General features: G+C 62.4%; 23 protein-coding genes and 1 pseudogene. 14 read left to right on the top strand and 10 right to left on the bottom strand.

Annotation, left to right across the window (positions count from 1 at the left end; translation table 11 throughout):
* Positions 1-234 (top strand): annotated as a pseudogene (locus AC04SI_RS04940) (cobalamin-binding protein); the annotation flags it as partial.
* 81 nt (positions 235-315) lie between these two features.
* Here the strand turns inward: AC04SI_RS04940 and AC04SI_RS04935 are convergent.
* Entirely contained in the window at positions 316-456 is a 141-nt protein-coding gene (locus tag AC04SI_RS04935; protein ID WP_404275839.1) for an EncA/B family entericidin, read from the bottom strand.
* Between the two features lie 64 nt (positions 457-520).
* Between AC04SI_RS04935 and AC04SI_RS04930 the strand changes: the two genes are divergently transcribed.
* The 10 genes from AC04SI_RS04930 to AC04SI_RS04885 all read left to right on the top strand — a co-directional run bounded on the left by AC04SI_RS04930 (position 521) and on the right by AC04SI_RS04885 (position 9490).
* Positions 521-1150 carry a DUF1638 domain-containing protein gene (locus tag AC04SI_RS04930; protein WP_404275837.1) on the top strand — a complete coding sequence of 210 codons (630 nt, stop codon included), beginning with the start codon at positions 521-523 and terminating at the stop codon, positions 1148-1150.
* Positions 1151-1177: 27 nt separating this feature from the next.
* Positions 1178-1756 (top strand): DUF4893 domain-containing protein, encoded by a 579-nt coding sequence (locus AC04SI_RS04925; protein ID WP_404275836.1) that lies wholly within the window; start codon positions 1178-1180, stop codon positions 1754-1756.
* A gap of 105 nt (positions 1757-1861) precedes the next feature.
* Positions 1862-2644: a formyl transferase gene (locus AC04SI_RS04920; RefSeq protein WP_488473972.1), complete on the top strand. Its 783-nt coding sequence runs from the start codon at positions 1862-1864 to the stop codon at positions 2642-2644.
* Positions 2645-2781: 137 nt separating this feature from the next.
* A complete protein-coding gene (locus AC04SI_RS04915; protein ID WP_006203336.1) occupies positions 2782-3084 on the top strand; it encodes a virulence factor in 303 nt (100 codons plus the stop codon).
* Positions 3077-3673 (top strand): methylenetetrahydrofolate reductase C-terminal domain-containing protein, encoded by a 597-nt coding sequence (locus AC04SI_RS04910; protein ID WP_404275832.1) that lies wholly within the window; start codon positions 3077-3079, stop codon positions 3671-3673. The genes AC04SI_RS04915 and AC04SI_RS04910 overlap by 8 nt, the downstream gene beginning before the upstream one ends.
* Positions 3670-4761 (top strand): methylenetetrahydrofolate reductase, encoded by a 1092-nt coding sequence (locus tag AC04SI_RS04905; protein ID WP_192181032.1) that lies wholly within the window; start codon positions 3670-3672, stop codon positions 4759-4761. The genes AC04SI_RS04910 and AC04SI_RS04905 overlap by 4 nt, the downstream gene beginning before the upstream one ends.
* 80 nt (positions 4762-4841) lie before the next feature.
* Positions 4842-5816, top strand: a complete 975-nt coding sequence (locus AC04SI_RS04900; protein WP_404275830.1) for a methyltetrahydrofolate cobalamin methyltransferase — start codon at positions 4842-4844, stop codon at positions 5814-5816.
* Positions 5767-7896 (top strand): ASKHA domain-containing protein, encoded by a 2130-nt coding sequence (locus AC04SI_RS04895; RefSeq protein ID WP_192181030.1) that lies wholly within the window; start codon positions 5767-5769, stop codon positions 7894-7896. Before AC04SI_RS04900 ends, AC04SI_RS04895 begins: the two co-directional genes overlap by 50 nt.
* Before the next feature lie 185 nt (positions 7897-8081).
* Positions 8082-8267: a hypothetical protein gene (locus tag AC04SI_RS04890; RefSeq protein ID WP_488473971.1), complete on the top strand. Its 186-nt coding sequence runs from the start codon at positions 8082-8084 to the stop codon at positions 8265-8267.
* A 245-nt stretch (positions 8268-8512) separates the two neighbouring features.
* Positions 8513-9490, top strand: a complete 978-nt coding sequence (locus AC04SI_RS04885) for an alpha/beta hydrolase (RefSeq protein WP_404275826.1) — start codon at positions 8513-8515, stop codon at positions 9488-9490.
* On the opposite strand, the gene AC04SI_RS04880 is transcribed toward AC04SI_RS04885, so the two are convergent.
* From AC04SI_RS04880 to AC04SI_RS04870, 3 genes are read right to left on the bottom strand one after another with little or no spacing between them, the layout of a single operon-like run.
* Entirely contained in the window at positions 9409-9747 is a 339-nt protein-coding gene (locus AC04SI_RS04880) for a hypothetical protein (RefSeq protein WP_404275825.1), read from the bottom strand. The genes AC04SI_RS04885 and AC04SI_RS04880 overlap by 82 nt on opposite strands.
* Positions 9748-9758: 11 nt before the next feature.
* Complete coding sequence (locus AC04SI_RS04875) at positions 9759-10658, bottom strand: LysR substrate-binding domain-containing protein (RefSeq protein ID WP_192181027.1); 900 nt, start codon at positions 10656-10658, stop codon at positions 9759-9761.
* 12 nt (positions 10659-10670) lie between these two features.
* The gene (locus AC04SI_RS04870) at positions 10671-10868 is read right to left on the bottom strand and encodes a hypothetical protein (RefSeq protein ID WP_404275823.1); all 198 of its coding nucleotides are present in this window, start codon (positions 10866-10868) and stop codon (positions 10671-10673) included.
* Here AC04SI_RS04870 and AC04SI_RS04865 point away from each other — a divergent pair.
* From AC04SI_RS04865 to AC04SI_RS04855, 3 genes are all read left to right on the top strand, one after another.
* A complete protein-coding gene (locus AC04SI_RS04865) occupies positions 10861-11046 on the top strand; it encodes a hypothetical protein (RefSeq protein WP_404275821.1) in 186 nt (61 codons plus the stop codon). The two genes, AC04SI_RS04870 and AC04SI_RS04865, sit on opposite strands and share 8 nt — an antisense overlap.
* Before the next feature lie 330 nt (positions 11047-11376).
* A complete protein-coding gene (locus AC04SI_RS04860) occupies positions 11377-11511 on the top strand; it encodes a hypothetical protein (RefSeq protein WP_081482193.1) in 135 nt (44 codons plus the stop codon).
* Positions 11512-11850: 339 nt separating this feature from the next.
* A complete protein-coding gene (locus AC04SI_RS04855) occupies positions 11851-12789 on the top strand; it encodes a GlxA family transcriptional regulator (RefSeq protein ID WP_404275851.1) in 939 nt (312 codons plus the stop codon).
* Between the two features lie 53 nt (positions 12790-12842).
* Here the strand turns inward: AC04SI_RS04855 and AC04SI_RS04850 are convergent, their stop codons facing one another.
* The 6 genes from AC04SI_RS04850 to AC04SI_RS04825 form a co-directional block, all read right to left on the bottom strand.
* Positions 12843-13190 carry a peptidase inhibitor family I36 protein gene (locus tag AC04SI_RS04850; RefSeq protein ID WP_192181024.1) on the bottom strand — a complete coding sequence of 116 codons (348 nt, stop codon included), beginning with the start codon at positions 13188-13190 and terminating at the stop codon, positions 12843-12845.
* 213 nt (positions 13191-13403) lie between these two features.
* On the bottom strand, positions 13404-14249 hold the full coding sequence (locus AC04SI_RS04845; RefSeq protein ID WP_404275819.1) for a DUF1194 domain-containing protein: 846 nt from the start codon (positions 14247-14249) through the stop codon (positions 13404-13406).
* 259 nt (positions 14250-14508) lie between these two features.
* The gene (locus AC04SI_RS04840; protein ID WP_488473970.1) at positions 14509-15477 is read right to left on the bottom strand and encodes a hypothetical protein; all 969 of its coding nucleotides are present in this window, start codon (positions 15475-15477) and stop codon (positions 14509-14511) included.
* A 222-nt stretch (positions 15478-15699) separates the two neighbouring features.
* On the bottom strand, positions 15700-18261 hold the full coding sequence (locus tag AC04SI_RS04835; RefSeq protein ID WP_404275815.1) for a GcvT family protein: 2562 nt from the start codon (positions 18259-18261) through the stop codon (positions 15700-15702).
* A gap of 257 nt (positions 18262-18518) precedes the next feature.
* Positions 18519-19745: a hypothetical protein gene (locus AC04SI_RS04830; protein WP_404275813.1), complete on the bottom strand. Its 1227-nt coding sequence runs from the start codon at positions 19743-19745 to the stop codon at positions 18519-18521.
* A gap of 8 nt (positions 19746-19753) precedes the next feature.
* Positions 19754-21184, bottom strand: coding sequence for an aspartate aminotransferase family protein (locus AC04SI_RS04825; RefSeq protein ID WP_404275849.1), 1431 nt, complete (start codon positions 21182-21184; stop codon positions 19754-19756).
* Between the last annotated feature and the right edge of the window lie 13 nt (positions 21185-21197).

Here is a 21197-nt window from a genome sequence, read left to right as displayed (position 1 = left end):
ATCGGCATGTCGGCACTTTTGACCACGACCATGCCCTACATGAAGGTCGTCATCGACACGATGAAGGAAAAGGGCATCCGCGACGACTATGTCGTGCTGGTCGGCGGCGCGCCGCTCAACGAGGAATTCGGCAAGGCCGTCGGCGCCGATGCCTATTGCCGCGACGCGGCGGTGGCGGTCGAGACCGCCAAGGACTTCATGAAGCGCAAGCACAATGTGCGCGTTTCAGCCTGATCGGCAAATCCGGCACGGACATGGAGAAAGCCGCGCCTTGCAGCGCGGCTTTTTTGTTCCCAGATGATGGTGAGGCGTGGATCAGGGATTCTTGACCGTGTCCTCGACGGCATTGGCTGTCGATTTGACATCCTTGCCGACGCCACGGACTGTGTTCGCGCATGCCGTAAGGGCTAGCGCACAGGCAAGGACGGCAATCGGCGCGATGCGTAGCAGTTTCATGGACGGTGTCTCCCTCAACAGATAAATTAGCCCTAGAGCAACGAAGGCCAGTTCGACTGGTTCCATGGCCGAGATACAAAAAACGAAACCGAATCAAACGGACAGGCTGCTCGTCATCGCCTGCGGGATGATTGCGCGCGAAGTTTTGGCCGTCAAGCAACAGCTCAAACTGGATCATCTCGAATTGACCTGCCTGCCGGCGGAGTTTCATTTCTATCCGGACCGCATCCCGCCGGCGATGGACAAGGCCATCGAGAAGGCCAAGGCGGACGGTTACGAACACATCTTCGTCGGCTATGCCGATTGCGGCACCGGCGGCCTGCTCGACCGCATCTGCGAGAAGCACGGTGTCGAGCGCATGGCCGGCCCGCACTGCTTCGCCTTCTACCAGGGCATGGACGCCTATGCGAAGATCGCCGATGACGACATGATGTCGTTCTACATGACCGACTTCCTCTGCCGCCAGTTCGACGCCTTCTTCATGAAGCCGCTCGGGCTCGACAAGCACCCCGAGTTGATCAAGGACTATTTCGGCAATTATGAGAAGCTGGTCTATATCGCCCAGACCGACGATCCGGAGCTCGACAAGGTGGCCGAGAAGGCCGCGAAGATGCTCGGCCTTGCCTATGAGCGCCGCTCGACCGGCTATGGCGACCTGACGAAAGAGTTGGCAGAGGCCTCAGCAATCGCCTGAGACACTGACCAAGAGGGGAAAATTTCCATGTCTGTTCGGCCGTTGCTACTATCTCTGTGCCTGAGCGTCTGCGCTGTCCTGCCGGCTCACGCCGACGGCGAGGTGCAAAAACTGATCACCGCGGCCGACAAGGCGCGGCTGGACAAATATGGCGAGACGCGCAAGGCGGCCCTCGATGAGGCCAAGGCCGGCGACCCTACCGAGGCCAAGCAGCTCGACGCTCTGCTGGCAAAGCCGCTGGTGGCGTTTTCCGACAAGGACCTGACCGGCAACTGGAAGTGCCGCACTATCAAGGCCGGCGGGCTGAGCCCGCTCGTCATCTATGGCTGGTTCAAGTGCAAGGTGAGCGATGACGGCTCCGGCTGGCGGCTGGAAAAGGTAAGCGGCTCGCAGCGCACCAAGGGCCGCTTCTTCGACGACGGCGAAAAGCGCGCCATCTATCTCGGCTCCTTCACCGTCAACGAGGATCTGGCGAAGCCTTACGGCAGCGGTCCGAAGAGCGACCAGGTCGGCTATGCCTTCCGCAACAGCGCCAGCGAATGGCGCATCGAATTCCCGGCGCCCTATTACGAATCCAAGCTCGACATCATGGAATTCAAGCGTTGATCGGCGACGCAACCCCGTGGCGGGTGGGCAATCACCAAGGATTAACCCGGACAGCCTAGCATCCGGCCTGCCGATAGCAGGTCATCCCCAGGCACGTCGAAAACCATGGAACCGTCGAAAGCAAACCTACGGCCGATCGTCGTCGTCACCGAAGGCGGGCCGCATATCTGGGCCATCATAAACGCCATAGCCGACCGGCATGGCCCTGTCAGCGTCGTCCTCGAAACACCTGAACCCAAAAAGCAATTGCTGCTTGGACGCGCCCGCCGCCAAGGCTGGATCTCGGCCGTAGGTCAACTCGGCACGATGGTGCTGACCCGGCTCGGCAAGCGTTTTTTCGCCAGCCATGCGGCGCGATTGATTGCCGACCAGAAGCTTCAGACCGAGCCGAAGCCCGGCCAGAAGATCATCAACGTTCCGTCGGCAAACGCGCCGGAATGCCTGCAGGCGATCACGGACCTCCAGCCGGGTGTGGTGCTGCTTGCCGGCTGCCGCCTGTTGTCCAGGCAGACGCTGGCGAAGATGCCTTGCCCGGTGCTCAACTATCATGCCGGCATCGCCCCGAAATATCGCGGCATGAATGGCGGCTACTGGGCCCTTGCCTCAGGCGACGCGCAGAACTTCGGCACGACCGTGCATCTGGTCGACGCCGGCGTCGACACCGGCGGCGTGCTGAAACAGGCGCGCGGCAGGCCCGAGCCGGGCGACACCATTTCGAGCTATGTGCTGCGTCAGGCGGCGTTCTCGCGCGACATCTGCGTCGAGGCGGTCAGCGACGCGCTGGCGGGGAAACTTGCCACGTCAGATCCGGATCTGCCTTCGAAACAATGGTACCATCCGACGATCTGGTTCTATCTTTGGACCGGCGTGACTAAGCGGGTCTGGTAGCCACATCACTCCCAAGAATTTCGCCTTTCCACTGCAGCAATCAATAGCGTCGCTTTTGAATGCGCGCGCGTCGTCCCATAACAAGCAGCCCCCATGCGCATGCGGCAATGCTCGATGCTTAGAGGAGTGAGAATTTCATGGCCGATCTGATCGTCGTGTACTGGCGCGACATCCCCGCCCAGGTCATCGTCAAGAAGGGCCGGCAGAACGCCAAGCGCGAGCTGCCGCTGCGTTTCACCGAGGCGATCGACATGTGCGCCATGCGCACCGGCGCCGGCGGCACCGATGATTATCTCGCCGAATGGCGCAAGGCCGATCCGGTTCCGGTCGGCGACGATCTCGAAGCCGAGGTCGAAAAGGCTTTTCAGGAGCTCGATGCGAAATATGACCGCGAGCGGCTGGTCGCTCTGGTCAAGGCGGGCGGGAAAGAACATGTCTGAGCCTCAACCGGCGGTTACCCAGGCCACTTTGGTCAAGAAGGCAGCGCCGAAGTCCGACTACAAGCCGGCCGACGTATCGCCGCAGCGGCGCGTGCAGCGCTCGTTCGCGGTGCGGCTGTGGTCGATCCGCCATTCACGCCTGCTCGAATGGTTCTATTCCCGCTTCGCCGACATGTTCCTGCTGCTGCATCCGCTGTGGAAGGGCCTCGGCTACGGCCGCGTCGAAGCCCCGATCAAATTCGTCGAAAAACGCGTCAAGGGTTTCATGTTCGACTGCCGCATGTGCGGGCAGTGCGTATTGTCCTCGACCGGCATGTCGTGCCCGATGAACTGCCCCAAGCAGTTGCGCAACGGCCCGTGCGGCGGCGTGCGCGCCAACGGCAATTGCGAGGTCGAGCCCGATATGCCCTGCGTCTGGGTCAAGGCCTGGGAAGGCTCGCAGAACATGGTGCATGGCGACAAGATCCTCGACGTGCAAAAGCCCGTCGACCAGTCGCTGCGCGAAACCTCCGCTTGGCTGCGGGTGACCGCACAGGCAGCCGCCGCGCGTGAAGCCGCCCAGGCACCTAAGACCGGAGCCTCGGCATGATCGCCCGCCAGCTCGACGAGAACCCCGCCGGCATCCACCTGCCGCTCGATCCCCTGCCCGGCCACTCTTCGCGCGGCCGGCTGGAGCGCGTGCTGCGGCGCGGCGAATTCGCGGTGACGACCGAGCTCAACCCGCCCGACAGCGCCGATCCGGAAGACGTCTACAACCGCGCGAAAATCTTCGACGGCTGGGTCGACGCCATCAATGCCGTCGATGCCTCCGGCGCCAACTGCCACATGTCCTCGGTCGGCATCTGCGCGCTGTTGACCCGCATGGGCTATGCCCCGATCATGCAGATCGCCTGTCGAGACAAGAACCGCATCGCCATCCAGGGCGACGTGCTGGGTGGTGCTGCGATGGGCGTCGCCAACATGTTGTGCCTCACCGGCGACGGTGTGCAAGCGGGCGACCAGCCCGGCGCCAAGCCGGTGTTCGACCTCGATTCCATGTCGCTGCTCGAGACCTGCCGCATCATGCGCGACAACGGCAAGTTCCTGTCTGGCCGTAAGCTGACGACGCCGCCGCAGATCTTCCTCGGCGCCGCCGTCAATCCGTTCGCGCCGCCCTTCGACTTCCGCCCCATCCATCTCGGCAAGAAGATCGCCGCCGGGGCGCAGTTCGTGCAGACGCAGTATTGCTTCGACGTGCCGATGTTCAAAACCTTCATGCAGAAGGCGCGCGATCTCGGCCACACCGAAAAGGTATTCATCCTGTGCGGCGTCGGCCCGCTGGCGTCGGCCAAGACGGCCAAATGGATCCGCAACAACGTACCGGGCATCCATATCCCCGACGCGATCATCAAGCGGCTGGAAGGGGCCCAGGACCAGAAAAAGGAAGGCAAGCAGCTCTGCATCGACATCATCAACGAGGTGAAGGAAATCCCCGGCATATCCGGCGTCCATGTGATGGCCTACCGCCAGGAGGAATATGTCGCCGAGATCGTCGATGAATCGGGTGTGCTCAAGGGCCGCCAGCCATGGAAGCGCGAAATCCGTCGCGACGACCAGATGGTCGCCGACCGGCTCGGCCACATACTGCACGACGAAATTACCGAAACCCAGGTGGATATGGTGAAGACCGCGCATTGACGGCGCCAACGGTCACCATTCGCTTGAACGAAATCAGATAACGATATAAAGAACTCTTTATATCACGACGGAGAGATTTCATGACCCGCACCATCGTCGCCTCGGCGACACGAGAAATCATCATCGGCTTCGACCAGCCCTTCTGCGTGATCGGCGAACGCATCAACCCGACCGGCCGCAAGAAGCTGGCCGCCGAGATGGTGGCCGGCAATTTCGAAACCGTCATTAAGGACGCGCTGGAACAGGCCGCCTGCGGCGCCACGATGCTCGACGTCAATGCCGGCGTCACCGCCGTCGACCCCAATGCCACCGAGCCGGCGCTTCTGGTGCAGACGCTGGAGATCGTGCAAGGCCTGGTCGACCTGCCGCTGTCGATCGACTCTTCGGTCACCGCCGCCATCGAAGCGGCGCTCAAGGTCGCCAAGGGTCGGCCGCTGGTCAATTCCGTCACCGGCGAGGAAGAGAAGCTCGAAGCCATCCTGCCGCTGGTCAAGAAGTACAACGTCCCGGTCGTCGCCATCTCCAATGACGAGACCGGCATCTCGATGGACCCGGACGTGCGCTTCGCCGTCGCCAAGAAGATCGTGCAGCGCTGTGCCGATTTCGGCATTCCGGCGCATGACGTCGTCGTCGATCCGCTGGTGATGCCGATCGGCGCGCTGGGCGATGCCGGCCGCCAGGTGTTCGCGCTGCTGCGTCGGCTCCGCGAAGAGCTCAAGGTCAACACCACCTGCGGCCTCTCCAACATCTCCTTCGGCCTGCCGCACCGCCACGGCATCAATGCCTCCTTCATCCCGATGGTGATCGGCGCCGGCATGACCTCGGCGATCATGAACCCGGTGCGCCCGCAGGAAATGGAAGCCGTGCGCGGCGCCAATGTGCTCAACGGCACCGACGAGAACTGCACCAACTGGATCAGGACCTACAAGGACTACAAGCCGGCCGAAGGCGGCCAGGCGGTCGCAGCGCCCACCGCGGTCAACGCTCCGGGCGAAGGCGGCGGCAATGGCGGCCGCCGGCGCGGCGGACGTGAAGCCCGCATGGCCAGGGGATAAGCGCGCAATCGTGAACTCGCCTGCCAACATCACCGATCCGCTCGTGCTGTTCATGCCGTCGGGCAAGCGCGGGCGGTTTCCGGTCGGCACGCCGGTGCTCGATGCCGCGCGCCAGCTCGGCGTCTATGTCGAGAGCGTGTGCGGCGGTCGCGCCACGTGCGGTCGCTGCCAGATCGAGGTGCAGGAAGGCAATTTCGCCAAGCACAAGATCACCTCCTCCAACGACCACATCTCGCCCAAGGGCGCCAAGGAAGAGCGCTATGAGCGCGTCCGCGGCCTGCCCGAACGGCGCCGCCTGTCCTGCTCGGCGCAGATCCTCGGTGACCTCGTCATCGACGTGCCGCAGGACACGGTCATCAACGCGCAGACCATCCGCAAGGACGCCGACACCAGGGTCATCGCCCGCGATTCGGCGATCCGCATGTGCTATGTCGAGATCGAAGAGCCCGACATGCACAAGCCGCTCGGCGATCTCGACCGCCTCAAGATCGCTTTGATGAAGGACTGGAACCTCAAGAGCCTGGACTTCGATTTCTATCTGCTGCCTCAGGTGCAGGGCATTTTGCGCAAGGGCAACTGGACTGCGACGGCCGCCATCCACAAGGATGCCGACTCGGAGACCGCGCGTGTCATCGCGCTATGGCCCGGCCTCAAGAACGAGGCCTATGGGCTCGCCTGCGATATCGGCTCGACCACGATTGCCATGCATCTCGTGTCGCTGCTGTCGGGCCGCGTCGCCGCCTCGTCGGGCACCTCCAATCCGCAGATCCGCTTCGGCGAGGATCTGATGAGCCGCGTCTCCTATGTGATGATGAACCCGGACGGCCGCGAGGGCATGACGGTCGCCGTGCGCGAGGCGGTGTCCGGCCTTGTCGACAAGGTCTGCGCCGAAGGCAATGTGCAGCGCGGCGACATCCTGGATTCTGTCTTCGTCGGCAATCCGATCATGCACCATCTGTTCCTCGGCATCGATCCGACCGAACTCGGTGGCGCGCCGTTTGCGCTCGCCGTCTCCGGCGCGGTGCGCATCAAGGCGTCGGATATCGGCCTGAAGCTCAATCAGGGCGCGCGTCTCTACATGCTACCCTGCATCGCCGGCCATGTCGGCGCCGACGCAGCCGCGGTGACGCTGTCGGAAGGCCCGCACCGCCAGGACGAGATGATGCTGATCGTCGATGTCGGCACCAATGCCGAAATCGTGCTCGGCAACAGGACACGCGTGGTGGCGGCCTCCTCGCCTACCGGCCCGGCCTTCGAGGGCGCGGAAATCTCCGGCGGCCAGCGCGCCGCGCCCGGCGCTATCGAGCGCGTGCGCATCGATCCCGACACGCTGGAGCCGAAATACCGCGTCATCGGCTCGGAACTGTGGTCCGACGAGCCGGGCTTCCTCGACAGCGTGCAGGCGACCGGCGTGACCGGCATCTGCGGCTCCGGCATCATCGAAGTGGTCGCCGAGATGTATCTCGCCGGCATCATCTCCGAGGACGGCGTCCTCGACGGGTCGCTGAGTGCGCGCTCGCCGCGTGTCGTTGCCAATGGCCGCACCTTCTCCTACGTGCTGAAGGAAGGCGAACCCAAGATCACCATCACCCAGACCGACGTGCGCGCCATCCAGCTTGCCAAGGCGGCACTCTATGCCGGCACCAAGCTGTTGATGGAAAAGCAGAACGCCGACCATGTCGACCGCATCCATTTCGCCGGCGCCTTCGGCTCCTTCATCGATCCGAAATACGCCATGGTGCTGGGCCTGATTCCCGATTGCGACCTCGACAAGGTCTCGGCCGTCGGCAACGCCGCCGGCGCCGGTGCGCGCATGGCATTGCTCAATCGCGGCTATCGCCGCGAGATCGAGGAAACGGTGAGCCGCATCGAGAAGATCGAGACCGCGCTGGAGCCGAAATTCCAGGAGCATTTCGTCTACGCCATGGCGCTCCCGAACAAGGTCGACCCGTTCCCGAAACTGTCGGCGGCGGTCAAACTGCCGCCCAGGAAAACCGTCAGCGAGGACGGCATTGCCGGCGACGCCACGCCGCGCCGGCGTTCGCGCGAAGGCCACGCGGCCCGGCGCGGCCGGGAATAAGCCGGCTGCCTGCAGCCGGCAGGCCCGCGCAATTTCATTTGTATGCGAATGTTTCCAGATCAGCAGGATCTGAAACAACCCCCCCGTTTTCGCGAAATCCCTCCGATACATGCACGGCGCATTTAACCGGGCATCGAACGGCAGCCAGGAAATGTTCCGGCCGCCGCAACCCTGGAGGAACCAGCATGTCGATGTTCGATAGCTTCGGCCGCTATGGCGCGGCCCTCAAGCATGCGCATAACAGGAACAAGGCGATCCGGGCCCTGAACAGCCTGCCTTCCGAAATCCAGAAGGACATTGGCTGGCCGGTGTCGCCGCGCAATGATCCGCAGGCCACCCTGTCGGCTCTGCTCCTGGGTTCGGCGCGCTGATGACCTTCGCCGACAAATGCAAATTGCTCGGCACCCGCCGGGGCCGTTCCGCGGCCTCGGCGGCCAGCAACAACAAGCTGCGCGCCGCGCTGCTGCCGCGGCGCTGAGCCTTGCCGCGGATCGCCGGCAGGATCACACCACCGTGTTGTTCCCGGCGCAAATCTTGACATTTTTCGCGCAGATACGATCTTCGGAAGAGTAGGGGATTTCTCTTAGTCGGCTCCGGCCGAAGTTCGCGTATCCGCATGCCCAGTTTCAAAAGCCACGTCGTTTCCTTTGTCCTCAGGCATAGCCGCAAAAAGGCTTTTTCCAGCCCGGAAAACCTGCAGCGCTGGATCGCCTATGCGCGCAAGACCGAGGACTATCATCCGCCGGCGTCGCTGCGCCACCGCCTCGACATTGCCGAACGCAGCGTCAATGGCTTCCCCGTCTATGACATCGCGCCCAAGGCTGGCGAGCACAAGCGGATCCTCTATCTGCATGGCGGCGCCTATGTCTTCCAGATCACCTCCTATCATTGGGGGCTGATCGCCGAGATGGCCGAGCGGCTGGGCTATGGCATCACCGTGCCGATCTACCCCATCGCGCCCGAACACGATTTCCACGCCATGTTCGGCATGGTGAGCGAAGTTTACCGCCAGATGCTCGACGAGACGGAAGAAGACATCGTCTTCATGGGCGATTCCGCCGGCGGCAACATGGCCGTGGTGCTGACCATGATGGCCGCGGAACATGGCCTTGCTCTCCCGTCACGCCATGTGCTGATCTCACCCGGGCTCGACATGTCGCTCTCCAACCCCGAAGTGTTCGAGGCCGAGCGCAATGATCCCTGGCTCGGCATTTCGGGGGGGATGGAGGCCGTCCGGCTCTATAGCGCCGGCTTTGATCGCAGCGATTGGCATATCAGCCCGCTTTACGGCGACCTCTCGGTCTTGCCGAAAACGCTGCTCCTGACCGGCTCGCACGACCTGCTCAGCCCCGACAATTTGATTTTCGCCGAGAAGGCACGTGCCGCCGGCGTCGACGTCGAGGTCGTCTACGAGGAAGGCATGTTCCACGTCTGGCCGCTGATCGAGATGCCCGAAGCGCGGCGGGCGCGCGAACGTATCGTCGCTTTTCTAAACAGCGACAGAACCACCGGTCAGGGCAAGAGCGAAGCGATCACCTGGTCAGTCAAAGCTTCATCAAGCAATCCATTCAAGACCGGATTGGCCAGCACGTAGATCGCTTCCAGTATTTCTTCATCTCGTTCTGGCTGGTAGTCGATGTCTTCCCTGCATTCGATCAGGTCCGCCCATGCCTCCACGTCCGCGGCAGTGAGTTCTCCTGCCTGGAACCGTCGGAGCACACTCAAAATATGATCGGTGGTCAGGACGACCTCTGGCGTCTCGGACCAACCCACGTCGCCTACGATTGCGACCAGAACATCAATCGGCTTGCCGAACGTGATAAGATCGCTAAGCACTGAATCACGGTTCATGTCCTGGCTCGTCAGAACTTGCCGGTTTCCCTGAACACTTCGAAAGTCGCTCGGATGTGGTCGGCGACGGCCTTCACCGGGGCGCTGGCATCCGGTGCCACCACCATGGCGAGATTGTAGGTGCCGATATCGGGCATGCCGTCCTTCGGGCAGAGCTCGACCATGTCGTTGCCGAGGAAGGATTTCGGCAGCGGCGCCACCGCCAGGTCGGACATGATGGCGGCGCGCTGGCCGGCCGTGTGCGCGCTCATATAGGCGATGCGATAGTTGCGGCCCTCGCGGCCGAGCGCCTCGAGCGCCCCTGCCCGCCAGGCGCAGCCCTCCTCCCACAGCGAAACCGGCAGTGGCTCGCGCAGATGCGCGCAGCCGCCCTTGGCACCGGCCCAGACGATCGGTTCGGTGAGCAGGACCTCGGCGCCGAGCGCACTGGTCTTGTAGGAGTTGGTGAGCAGCGTGATGTCGAGCGCGCGGTCATCCATGCGCCGGCGCAAATTGACGCTCTGGTCGATGGTCACGTCGACCGCGATCGACGGATGCGACTGCGCGAAACGCTTCAGAACATGTGGCAGCACGCGCTCGCCATAATCGTCCGGCGATCCCAGCCGCACCACGCCGACAATGTCTGGGATGATGAACTTCGACACTATCTCGCGGTTGATCGACAGCAGCCGGCGCGCATAGCCGAGCAGCATCTCGCCATCCGTGGTCAGCGTCACCGAACGCGCGTCGCGCGCGAATACGGAGCGGCCGAGGATGTCCTCGAGCTTCTTGATCTGCATGGAGACGGCCGACGGCGTGCGGAACACCGCATTGGCGGCCGTGGTGAAGCTGCCCGTCTCGGCAATAGCCACGAACGTGCGCAGGACATCGAGATCGAGCAGCGGCAGTGGATGATTGAGTGGGGCGTTCATCGGGATCGACCTTCAATTTTTCTGATGTGAACGATCATTCCATTTCGTTTGATTGAACATCACTTTGGGAGGATAGTCAACTCCATCGAAGCAGCAGGCATCGAAAGCGGTCACGAAACGACCACCACGCAGACCTGCAATCGACATGAAATGAAGTTGAAACATGCCGGCCCGTCCGGCCCCCAACATGAAGGAGAATGAAATGTCCATCCTGTCATCCATTGGTCGCTACGCGACCGAATTCAGCGCAGCCCGCGCCCGCTACCAGACCGAACGCGCAATCCATTCGCTGCCGATCGAACTGCAGAAGGACATCGGCTGGCCCGAAGCCGCCGATACCAGAACCGGTTCGCGCCTCGGTGTCGGATCCTGGGCTGGAGCAAAGTAAATCGTGTGTATCAAAGTCTGAAGGCCTGCCGCGCAGATCCGGCAGGCCTTTTTATTTGCATTCAAACGATTTCTGCAGCCATGTCGCCGTTGCATGACGCATATGAGCCGCTTGCATAACAGCCCAGTTTTCGAATTAACGCATTGTAAGTAATCGTAAATTCTGGGCAGTTTGCCCAACAATGTCGCAATCCGTGTCGCTTTTCATATCAAGTGCTTCGCATTTGCGATTTAGTTTTTGCTCACACAAGCCTATATCACCGCCAGCAAACGAGCTGCCCCACTCCATCAAGCGAAGGCGACCCGTCTGAGCAACCGAATGGAGATGAACATGAAGCTTTTTGCCCGCCTCTTCGCCCGCCGCGAGATGAACCTGACGACCGCTCTCGAGCGCCAGCGCCTTGCCAAGACCATGCCTGGCCAGACCGGCGCCATGAATGCGGCGCGCCTCGGCTTCGTCGCCTGAGATACCGACTTCAAGCGCAGCGGTCCCTGCCGCTGCTTCGAGGTTGACGCCGCTTCGGTCTTGCCGGGGCGGCGTTCTATTTCGGCCAGTCGGTTCGGCAATTGCCCGATCCGCTGGCACGGCCTGCCTGTCGCGCAAGACAATTGCCCATTTGCGACCCATGTCGCAAATTTAGTTGCCGCGAAGCCTTCTACCCGATTGACAGGAATGGTTTTTCCTGATGACGCTATGCTGTTCGCGACATCCTGTTCGCGTCATGGCCGCGTGAGGTTTCCCGTGAATGCCGTAAAGCATCCGATCAGAAGATCGTTTGTATTCTTCCTTGTTCCCGATTTCACCATGATCGCCTTTGCGACGGCGCTCGACCCGCTGCGGTCGGCCAACCGGATGCTTGGCTACGAGGCCTATCGCTGGCGCCTGGCCAGTATCGACGGCAAGCCGGTGCGCGCCTCGAACGGCGTCGAATGCGCCGTCAACACCTCGCTTGAGGAAGAGCGCAAGAAGATGGCCGGGCCGGACCGGCCCAACATGGCCATCGTCTGCAGCGGCACCAATGTCGAGCGCTATCAGAACAAGTCGGCCTTTGCCTGGCTGCGCGAGGAGTACAATCGCGGCGTCGCCGTCGGTGGGCTCTGCACCGGCGCGTACATCCTGGCCGCCGCCGGGCTGCTGTCGAACAAGCGCTGCGCCATCCATTGGGAGAACCTGCCCGGCTTTTCCGAGGCCTTCCCCAAGGCCAACGTCTTTGCCGACCTTTTCGAGATCGACCAGAACATCTACACCTGCGCCGGTGGCACCGCCGCCCTCGACATGATGCTGAAGCTGATCGGCGACGACTTCGACGAAAGTCTCGTCAACCGGGTGTGCGAGCAGGTGCTGACCGACCGCGTGCGCAGCCCGACCGACCGCCAGCGCCTGCCGCTGCGCGCCCGCCTCGGCGTGCAGAACTCCAAGGTGCTGACCATCATCGAACTGATGGAAGCAAACCTGTCCGAGCCGCTGTCGCTAATCGAGATCGCCGACCATGTCGACCTGTCGCGCCGGCAGATCGAGCGCCTGTTCCGCACCGAAATGGGCCGTTCGCCGGCCCGCTACTATCTGGAGATCCGCCTCGACCGAGCCCGCCACCTGTTGATCCAGTCGTCGCTGCCGGTGGTCGAAGTCGCGGTCGCATGCGGCTTCGTGTCGGCGTCGCACTTCTCCAAATGCTACCGCGAACTCTATGCCCGCTCGCCGCAACAGGAGCGCGTCGACCGCAAGCAATTGCTGGCGGCCTAGAGCACTGCTCTAGCCCTGTCAGACCTTGGTCAATTCAGGTGCAGCGGCCTGCCTCAATACCGGTCGTCGCAATAACACTCGGCGGACGAGATGCGGTCGTTCCAGCCGCTGCCACCGAAATCGCGGACCCGGCGATTGAGCTCGATCGACTCGCCCCGCATCCTCGAATGCTCATAGGCGACGAACGTGCAGCCGCGGCGCACGATCACCGACGATGCGCGGTCGTTCCAAAACTGGCCGCCGCGAAAACTCACCGAGTCATTGGACCCCATCTCAATCGCGCGGCCGCGAAAATTTGCATGCTCGAACATGACGCAGCCGGTCTCACCCTCATATTGGGCGCTGGCGGTGCCGGCACAAAGCACCGAGGCAATAGCCGTCAGGATGACAAGTTTCTTCATAAGCATTCTTCTCCTCAACCGCATTTGCCGCAAGCCGCTTGATCTCGCCCGGCGCATGCGAGTTTGCCATTGCGCAGGCCAAACAGGCAACCCACCGCATCAGCCAAGAACGGAAACATGCGCAGATTGAGCGTATCCGCTCTGCGCGCTCTATCTCTTTGTTTTGACGCAATTCCGGACGGAAAACCGTTTCACACTTTTCCTGGAATTGCTCTATCGGGCGTCGAACATCCAGCTGCGGTCGCGCCACATCTTCTCACCCACCTGGCAATCGGCGACTTGTATGTCCTGCACCAAGACAACAGGCGGATGATCAGCCTCTTCCGCCCATTGCGGCGAGGCCGGGCCGGCAAGTTCCAGCACCAGCTTGCGGCGGATCGCTTCGGGAAACTGCGTCCAGTCATTAACCGGGATCATGAAAGCGCCAGGGCCGCCGATGACACAATCGCTGTAATAGCGATCGAGATTGTTGACGTCATAGGCACCGCTGAAGCCGCCTCGCGTCATCAGCGGCAGCCCGTTGATGGTGATGCCTTGCCTGACCACCTGGTCGCGGATGAAATTGACCGGCGCGCCCTGATTGTTGGGACCGTCACCGGAAATGTCGATGACGCGCTTGACGCCCTGGAAGCCGCTTTCCGCGAAAAGGTCGCTGCCGAACTGCAGCGCGCCGGAAATCGATGTACGCCGTGCGCTGCCCGGCGGATGAGCGGAAAGCTGCGCGGCCACCCGCTCGGCGTCAGCACGACTGGCGATCACCGTCCATGGCACGACGACCTGCTGCCAGGTGGCGCCGGCCCATTCGACATAGGTGACGGCGATCTTGCCATAGGCGCCGTCGGCAATGGCCTTCAGAACACTGTCATGCGTCAACGCCGCCGAATAGCCGTGGCGCTGGATTTCGAGTTCGTCCGGCGACATCGACAGCGAAACATCGACGGCCAGCACAAGCTCGATGTCGACGGGTTCCGCTGCGAGGGTTCGCGAGGTCAGGCTGAGCAACAGCGCCAATGCGGCGGCGCTAGGGAGAAAATACCCTGCATGACCAGAAGCGGACATGACGCAACGGTAAGCGAGAATCGTTGCGCTACAAAGCGAAAACGCCCGACCGAGGCTCGGTCTTGCCCAGGTAACTGCCCCTTCTCCCGATGAGAACCCGCTGGAAGCCCCTACTTCGCGACGTTCTTCTGTCCGGCCGCGCGCGCAACCTTGAACGTAGTGACGGGAACGGAATCCGGCTGCGGCGCGGCATCCTGCGGGACAGCCGCTTTCGCAGTCGCGACCCCGTTGGGAGTAACGATTTCGGCGATCCGGCGGCTCACACGCGGGATGCGGTCAGCGACGACACCGCTTGCGCCCAGAACGGCGCTCCCAATCCAACCAGAAGCCCGCCGACCAGCAGCCAGAAGGCGTTCGCGATCGAGGGCAAGGTCCAGTTGGTGCCGAAGGCGCCAAATGAACAATCCACGGTGACGGCACCCAAAGCGCAGGACTTCAATGCGGGATTGACTTCCCAACCCACCGGCGCGCCGAGGGTCCTTAGCTCCTTGGTCTGGTTTTCAGCTTCCGTCAGTTTTTCCTGCAGCGCGGCAATCGCGCCTTTCAGGTCTTCCGTGCTTCCGGCGCCGGTCTCCGGCTTGGCCGCGGCAGCGGTGTTCAACTTCTCCATCAGCACGGCGTATTGGGCGTGAACGTCCGCGGCCTTTTCGGCAACGGTCCCGGCGATTTCAGGATTCTTGAGAAAAGCGACGGCAAGCTTGTTAGGGTGAACGTAGAATGTCCAGGCCACGAAGAACGCGACGCAGACCGAAAACAGGCGCGCCCGGCTTTCGAAATACAGGCTGACTTCCTTGCCGAATGCCTCGTATTTCTGCGAAACATCCATGACCACTTCGTCGGTCAGAACGTCGGCTGCGCCTACGAGCCGGCTGGAGGCGAGCTTTTGCGTAAACACCTCCACCGGAATGTCGGTGACCACGGCCCAATCGACAAACCAGCGCAGAAATCCGCTGATCCATCCGGTTGATGGATCGCCCTTCTCGGTGGTCGCCCGGTTTTCCATGATCAGCGCGGCGAATTGCTGCGGTGTCAGCAACTCCTTCGCATCCCCCTCCGACTTAGTAAGCTTTGGCAAGATGACGCGCGAATAGAGATTTCCGAGCATGAGCTGCATGCCCTTGGCTCGCAGCCCAAAGATGCGATGGATCATTTCCACCAGTGTCGACACGACGATCGCAAACATAAGCATCGTCGTGGCGAACGCCAGCAACGCGGTTAGCCACTGCATGATTGTACCCCCCCGGGCAAAATATCCGCAGCTCCAGAAGAGCGGGTCAATGTAAAATAATACTCTTTATTTTAGAGAAAACAACGGGCCGCAAGTCGAGCAGCAAATTCGACATGGGTCTTCCGGCGGGAGCATCGTGCAAAAGCAAAAGATGGCGCCTGGCCGGGCTCCTGCATTGTCATTCCTTGCTCGTCTGGGCCTGCCTTGGAAAGGTCGAGACCATCAGCTGCGCGGCTTGAGGTTCTCCGGGTCATAGAGCGGCTTGTAGCCGACGGAAACGACCTCGACCGGATAGGTCTCGCCGAAATACTCGACCTTGAGCTTGCGGCCTTCCTGGCAATACGCCCACGGCAAATAGGCGAGCGCGATGTTCTTGCCGATCGTTGGGCCATAGGCGATCGACGTGGTGAAGGACCGGCGGCCCAGCTCGTCGACGAGCGTTTCGCCCGTGTCCGGGTCCATCACTGGCATGGTCCCCACGGGATAGCGGGCCACGCCCTTCGAGTCCTTGTTATCGGTCATGACCAGCGTGCAGAGCACGGCAGGCTGGTGCTCGCGAGCGCGATACTCCACGTGCTTGGTCTTGCCGCAGAAATCATTCTCCTTGACCTTCGGGCGCGCGAGGTCGGCTTCCAGCAGATTGTACTCGGTCAGCAGATCGGCGTTCTGCAGCCGCAGGCTCTTTTCCATGCGGCGCGTGTTGGCATAGGTCTCGACGCCGAAAGGCATCACGCCGGTCGAGCGCAGCGCGTCCCAGACGGCAAGCCCGTCCTCGTAGCGCATATGCAGCTCCCAGCCCTGCTCGCCGACATAGGAGATGCGGAAGGCGGTGACATCCTTGCCGCCGATCCTGACCGGCTTGATCGCCGCGAACGGGAAGTTTTCGAGCGAGAGCCCGTCCGGATTCTCGACCACCTTCTGCAGGGTCGTCCGCGCATTCGGGCCCCAGATGCCTATGGTGACGAATTTTTCCGTCACGTCGGTGATGGTAACATCAAAGCCCTTATCCTGCGCGGTGCGGCGCATATACTGGAAGTCGCGTGGGCCGGCATCGGCGCCGTCGATCACCCGGCAGCGATCGGCCATGCGGATCACCGTGAAGTCGGCGCGCACCATGCCTTCCTCGTCGAGGAAATGGGTGTAGATGCCTTTGCCGATGTTGTTGTCGCCGCCGACCTTGGCCGCGCACAACCACTCAAGCAGCGCGACATGGTCTGGACCTTCGACGTCGTACATGGAGAAATGCGACAGGTTGACGATACCGCAATCCTCGCTCATGGCGAGATGCTCGGCATTGGAGACGCGCCAGAAATGGCGGTTGTCCCACTCATCCTCACGAACCGGAACGCGGTTGCCGTATTTCTCGAGGAGATGCTCGTTGGCGGCGTAGCCGTGGGCGCGCTCCCAGCCGCCAAGCTCCATGAAGTAGCCGCCGAGTTCCTTCTCGCGCTCCCAGAAGGGCGAACGGCGGATGTTGCGGCCCTTGGAGAAGGGCTCGCGCGGATGCACCGCCGGATTGTAGACCTTCATCGCCGTTTCGGTGCAACGATCCCAGATGAACTGCTCTGTCGTCTGGTGCGGATAGAAGCGCGAATAGTCGATGGCATGATGGTCGATCGCCGTGCGGCCGTCGGTCATCCAGTCGGCGATCAGCTTGCCCATGCCGGGGCCGTCCTTGACCCAGATGGCGACGGCATACCAGAGACCCCTCACCTTCTGGCTTTCGCCCATCGACGGGCCGCCATCGGTCGTCACCTGAAGCAGGCCGTTGAAGGAATGGCTCTCATTGTAGCCGAGTTCGCCGAGGATCGGCGTCAGTTCCATGGCGCGTTCGAGCGGCGCCAGGATCTGCTCCATGTCGAGGTCGCGCTGCGACGGCGACAGCCGCGCCTGGTCCTTTTCCAAAAGGTCGCGCGGATGGCAAAGGCGCGGATTGTTCTCTTCGTAATAGCCCCACTCGATCTGCCCGCCTTCGGCGGTCTTGGGGTCGCCGGTATCGCGCATATAGGCCGAGTTGCCCTGGTCGCGTAGCAGCGGCCAGCCGATCTCCTTACCGGTGCCGGCAAATTCCGTGTACGGGCCGAAGAAGGTCAGCGGATGATCAATCGGCATCACCGGCAGGTCTTCGCCCACCATTTCGGCGGTCAACCGGCCCCATATGCCCGTGCAGACCACGACGTAGTCGGCCATGATCGTGCCGCGGTCGGTCACCACGCCCTTGATGCGGCCGTTCTCGACGATGAGCGACCTGGCCGAGGTGTTGGCGAATGCCTTGAGCTTGCCGGACGCTTCCGCCTGGTCGACCAGCTTGCCGGCCACCGTCTGCGAGCGCGGGATGACCAGACCGGCATCGGGATCCCACAGGCCGCCCTGCACCATCTCTTCCTCGATCAGCGGGAATTTCTGCTTGATCTCGGCCGGCTCGATCAGCCGGGCGCGGGTGCCGAAGGCCTTGGCCGAGGCAATCTTGCGCTTGATCTCGGCCATGCGGCCATCGTCACCGACGCGAGCGACCTCGAGACCGCCGATGCGGGCGTAATGGCCCATCTTCTCGTAGAAATCGATCGAGTAGAGCGTCGTCCAGCAAGACAGGAAATCATGGCTGGTCGTGTAGCAGAAGTCGGAGGCGTGCGCCGTCGAACCGATGTCGGTCGGGATGCCGGATTTGTCGATGCCGACAATATCGCTCCAGCCGCGCTCGATCAGGTGATGGGCGACCGACGCGCCCACGATCCCACCCAGCCCGACGATGACGACCTTCGCCTTTTCCGGAAACCCTGCCATTGCCCGCGACTCCAAGATGACATGCGGGCGCGCCGGCGCCCGTTCGATTGGCGCACAATATGCAGAGGACGGCGGTTGAGCTACCGCCTGTTTGCGACACGCCGCAGGTACGGCGCGACCCTGCCCACAAGCTCGCTGTCAGAGGACAGTCTGGAACGGTCTGCCGCCTCAGAAGCGCGCCTTCAGCGCCGCCTTGGCCAGGAACTTCGTGCCGTGCAGCGAGGGTCAGCGATCGAGAAGCCCAGCGGGCCTCGAACCTATGGCTTGTCTCCGGGAATTGCGTGCAGCGCAGCGCGGCGAGGATTCGCCGATGCCCACAATGCCATCAGCGGGCCGGCAAGCAGCAGATAGGGTGGCAGCAGATTGGGAAAATAGATACGCGTGTCGTGGATCGGGAACACCGCGAACTTCGCCAGCACGCCGAGCACCAGTGCCGCGAGCAGGATGCCGGCGCGACGGTCGAGCCGGAAACCGGCGCAGCCCAACCCATACCATCCGGCCAGGGCCAGCACCGAGACACCGACCCAGCTGTTCATGTCGACGGCGCGAAGCAGTGAAACGGCGAACGCCCTGAGATAGGCGGCAAGCGAAAATGGCGGCTCGAACCCGTCCATATTGTAGTGCTGCTCGATGCTGGAGAACCACAAATGCGGCCACCAGCCGGGATGATGAGCCCAGTGCGAGATGGCGAAGTAGGCGACGAAGGACGCGGCAAAGCCGGCGAACGCGCCCCACGCCCTCTGCCGGAACGCGATCAGCATCACGGCGAAGATGGCAAGGAAAACAATATTGTCCGGCCGCGCCATGAAGGCGAGGAAGAGCAGGATCGCGGTTGCCGCCTCGCGTCCCCGCACATAGGCAAGCAGCCCGCCGAGGAACAGCGCCGAGCACAGCAGGTCCGGCGTCGATGCCCGCGCCGCGTCGCCGAATTCGGCCATGATCAGCACCGCACCGACCACCGGCGCCAGCGCCAGCGCGCCCTCAGCGCGCAACCAGAGCAGCACAATAGTGCCAAACAATAGCACCGAGAATACCTGTAGCGCCCGCATAGCCTCGACCGGCGACATGACCGAGCTCATGGTCGATAGTATTTCGGCATAGAGGAACTTGATCCGGTACATGCCGAGCAGCGAATGGAAATCGGCGGCGTTCTCCGCCATGTGGCTGCGGTAACCGCCGCCATCATCGATCAGCATCTTGTAGTCGGCCGCCGAGACACCGGCCTTGACCGTGCTGTAGGCATAGTCGTGCAAGGCCTGCGGGTCGGGATAGTTGCCTTCCTCTGCGATCGCCAGATAGGGCAGCATGTCCCAGTTGGCGTCGGGCATGATCCACGCCATCATCGCTGTCAGCAGGATGTAAAGCGAAAAGGCAACGGCCCCGATCGGTGCTGCGAACCGCGCATAGGTCCCCTCGCCCCACGCCAGGCCGGCTTCGGTGAGCCGGTCGAGCGGGTTGTTCGGAACGGGCGACTTGGTCAGCATTGTCGAACTCAGCGAACCTGGCTTTTGACGAAATCCTTCACGATCGACACGATACCGCGCGACAGCAGGCTGTCGAAAGCATCGACGAAACGATCGACATGCTCGCGCTGGCAGATCAGCGGCGGCTCGAGACGGATGACATTGCGGTTGTATTCGGTGAAGGCGACGAGCACGTCGTAGTCGCGCAGCAGCAGCGCACCGACGAAGCCGGACAGCGAACCCTTCAGCTTGTCGTCGAGCACGCTGACGATAGGCCTGAGGACCATCGGCAAGGTCTGCGAGAAGTCGTGGAACTCGAGCCCGACCATGAGGCCCTTGCCGCGCACGTCCTTGATGATCTTCGGATATTTCTCGTTCAGCGCCTGCAGCCGCTGCAGCAGGTAGTCGCCGGTGGCGGCGGCATTGTCGATCAGCCCCTCGTCATAGAGCACATTGAGCGCCTCGATCGAGGTGACGCAGGCCTCACCCATGCCGCCGAAGGTGGCCATGGCATGGATCATCGCCGTCTTCGGCGTGCCATAGGCCTTCATGTAGATTTCGCGCCGGGCAATCATGGCGCCGACCGCCGCCTTGCCGCCGCCGAGCGACTTGGCCAGCGCCGTCACGTCAGGAACGACGCCATAATGCTCGAAGGCATAGAAGCGCCCTGAGCGGCCATAACCGCACTGCACTTCGTCGGCGACCCACAGCACGCCATACTGGTCGCACAGCGCGCGCAGCTTCTGCCAGTATTCGGCCGGCGCCTGGATGATGCCGCCGCCGCCTTGGATGGTTTCGAGCACGATGACACCGATCTCGGGATCGTTGCGGAACGCACGCTCGACCGCCTCGATGTCGGCAAAGGGGATGCGGACCGTATTGTCCGCCATCTTGAACTCGGCGCGGTAGAGCTGGCCGTCGGTGATGCCCAGCACCCCCTTGGTCTTGCCGTGAAAGGAGTTCTCGGCATAGACGACCTTCGGCCGCTTCGGGCCGGCGGCGCGCTCGGCGAGCTTCACCGCCGCTTCCATCGCTTCCGAGCCGGAAGAGCCGAGGAACACCATGTCGAGGTCGCCGGGCGAGCATTTGGCGATGTTGTGCGCCAGCGCCGCCGCATATTGCGACATGAACGCGATGGCGATTTCCTGGCGCTTTTCCTCCTGGAACTTGCGGCGCGCTTCGAGGATGCGCGGATGGTTGTGGCCGAAGGCCAGTGAACCGAAGCCGCCGAAGAAATCGAGGATCTTGCGACCGTTCTGGTCGATGTAGAACATGCCTTCGGCACGCTCGATCTTGATCTTGTGGAAGCCGAGCAGCTTCATGAAATGCAGCTGGCCCGGATTGAGATGCGCCTTGAACAGGTCGGTCATCCGCGCCACGTCCATCGTCTTTGCCTGCTCGACGCTGATCAGGTCGGGCTTGGCGATGGTGGCGGGTGACAGCGACGGCGCGTCGACCATGGTGCGCGCGTTC

It is taken from the genome of Mesorhizobium sp. CNPSo 4689, assembly GCF_057784325.1.
This window is presented reverse-complemented; position numbering and strand designations above follow the sequence as displayed.

Bases quoted from the DNA above. Each gene is read 5' to 3' on its own strand.
- AC04SI_RS04890 (WP_488473971.1), top strand. From the start codon at position 8,082: ATGTCGATGTTCGATAGCTTCGGCCGCTATGGCGCGGCCCTCAAGCAT.
- AC04SI_RS04905 (WP_192181032.1), top strand. From the start codon at position 3,670: ATGATCGCCCGCCAGCTCGACGAGAACCCCGCCGGCATCCACCTGCCG.
- AC04SI_RS04835 (WP_404275815.1), bottom strand. From the start codon at position 18,261: ATGGCAGGGTTTCCGGAAAAGGCGAAGGTCGTCATCGTCGGGCTGGGT.
- AC04SI_RS04865 (WP_404275821.1), top strand. From the start codon at position 10,861: ATGTCCATCCTGTCATCCATTGGTCGCTACGCGACCGAATTCAGCGCA.
- AC04SI_RS04855 (WP_404275851.1), top strand. From the start codon at position 11,851: ATGATCGCCTTTGCGACGGCGCTCGACCCGCTGCGGTCGGCCAACCGG.
- AC04SI_RS04910 (WP_404275832.1), top strand. From the start codon at position 3,077: ATGTCTGAGCCTCAACCGGCGGTTACCCAGGCCACTTTGGTCAAGAAG.
- AC04SI_RS04900 (WP_404275830.1), top strand. From the start codon at position 4,842: ATGACCCGCACCATCGTCGCCTCGGCGACACGAGAAATCATCATCGGC.
- AC04SI_RS04915 (WP_006203336.1), top strand. From the start codon at position 2,782: ATGGCCGATCTGATCGTCGTGTACTGGCGCGACATCCCCGCCCAGGTC.
- AC04SI_RS04885 (WP_404275826.1), top strand. From the start codon at position 8,513: ATGCCCAGTTTCAAAAGCCACGTCGTTTCCTTTGTCCTCAGGCATAGC.
- AC04SI_RS04860 (WP_081482193.1), top strand. From the start codon at position 11,377: ATGAAGCTTTTTGCCCGCCTCTTCGCCCGCCGCGAGATGAACCTGACG.
- AC04SI_RS04870 (WP_404275823.1), bottom strand. From the start codon at position 10,868: ATGGACATTTCATTCTCCTTCATGTTGGGGGCCGGACGGGCCGGCATG.
- AC04SI_RS04930 (WP_404275837.1), top strand. From the start codon at position 521: ATGGCCGAGATACAAAAAACGAAACCGAATCAAACGGACAGGCTGCTC.
- AC04SI_RS04825 (WP_404275849.1), bottom strand. From the start codon at position 21,184: ATGGTCGACGCGCCGTCGCTGTCACCCGCCACCATCGCCAAGCCCGAC.
- AC04SI_RS04895 (WP_192181030.1), top strand. From the start codon at position 5,767: ATGGCGGCCGCCGGCGCGGCGGACGTGAAGCCCGCATGGCCAGGGGAT.
- AC04SI_RS04925 (WP_404275836.1), top strand. From the start codon at position 1,178: ATGTCTGTTCGGCCGTTGCTACTATCTCTGTGCCTGAGCGTCTGCGCT.
- AC04SI_RS04830 (WP_404275813.1), bottom strand. From the start codon at position 19,745: ATGCTGACCAAGTCGCCCGTTCCGAACAACCCGCTCGACCGGCTCACC.
- AC04SI_RS04880 (WP_404275825.1), bottom strand. From the start codon at position 9,747: ATGAACCGTGATTCAGTGCTTAGCGATCTTATCACGTTCGGCAAGCCG.
- AC04SI_RS04840 (WP_488473970.1), bottom strand. From the start codon at position 15,477: ATGCAGTGGCTAACCGCGTTGCTGGCGTTCGCCACGACGATGCTTATG.
- AC04SI_RS04850 (WP_192181024.1), bottom strand. From the start codon at position 13,190: ATGAAGAAACTTGTCATCCTGACGGCTATTGCCTCGGTGCTTTGTGCC.
- AC04SI_RS04935 (WP_404275839.1), bottom strand. From the start codon at position 456: ATGAAACTGCTACGCATCGCGCCGATTGCCGTCCTTGCCTGTGCGCTA.
- AC04SI_RS04920 (WP_488473972.1), top strand. From the start codon at position 1,862: ATGGAACCGTCGAAAGCAAACCTACGGCCGATCGTCGTCGTCACCGAA.
- AC04SI_RS04845 (WP_404275819.1), bottom strand. From the start codon at position 14,249: ATGTCCGCTTCTGGTCATGCAGGGTATTTTCTCCCTAGCGCCGCCGCA.
- AC04SI_RS04875 (WP_192181027.1), bottom strand. From the start codon at position 10,658: ATGAACGCCCCACTCAATCATCCACTGCCGCTGCTCGATCTCGATGTC.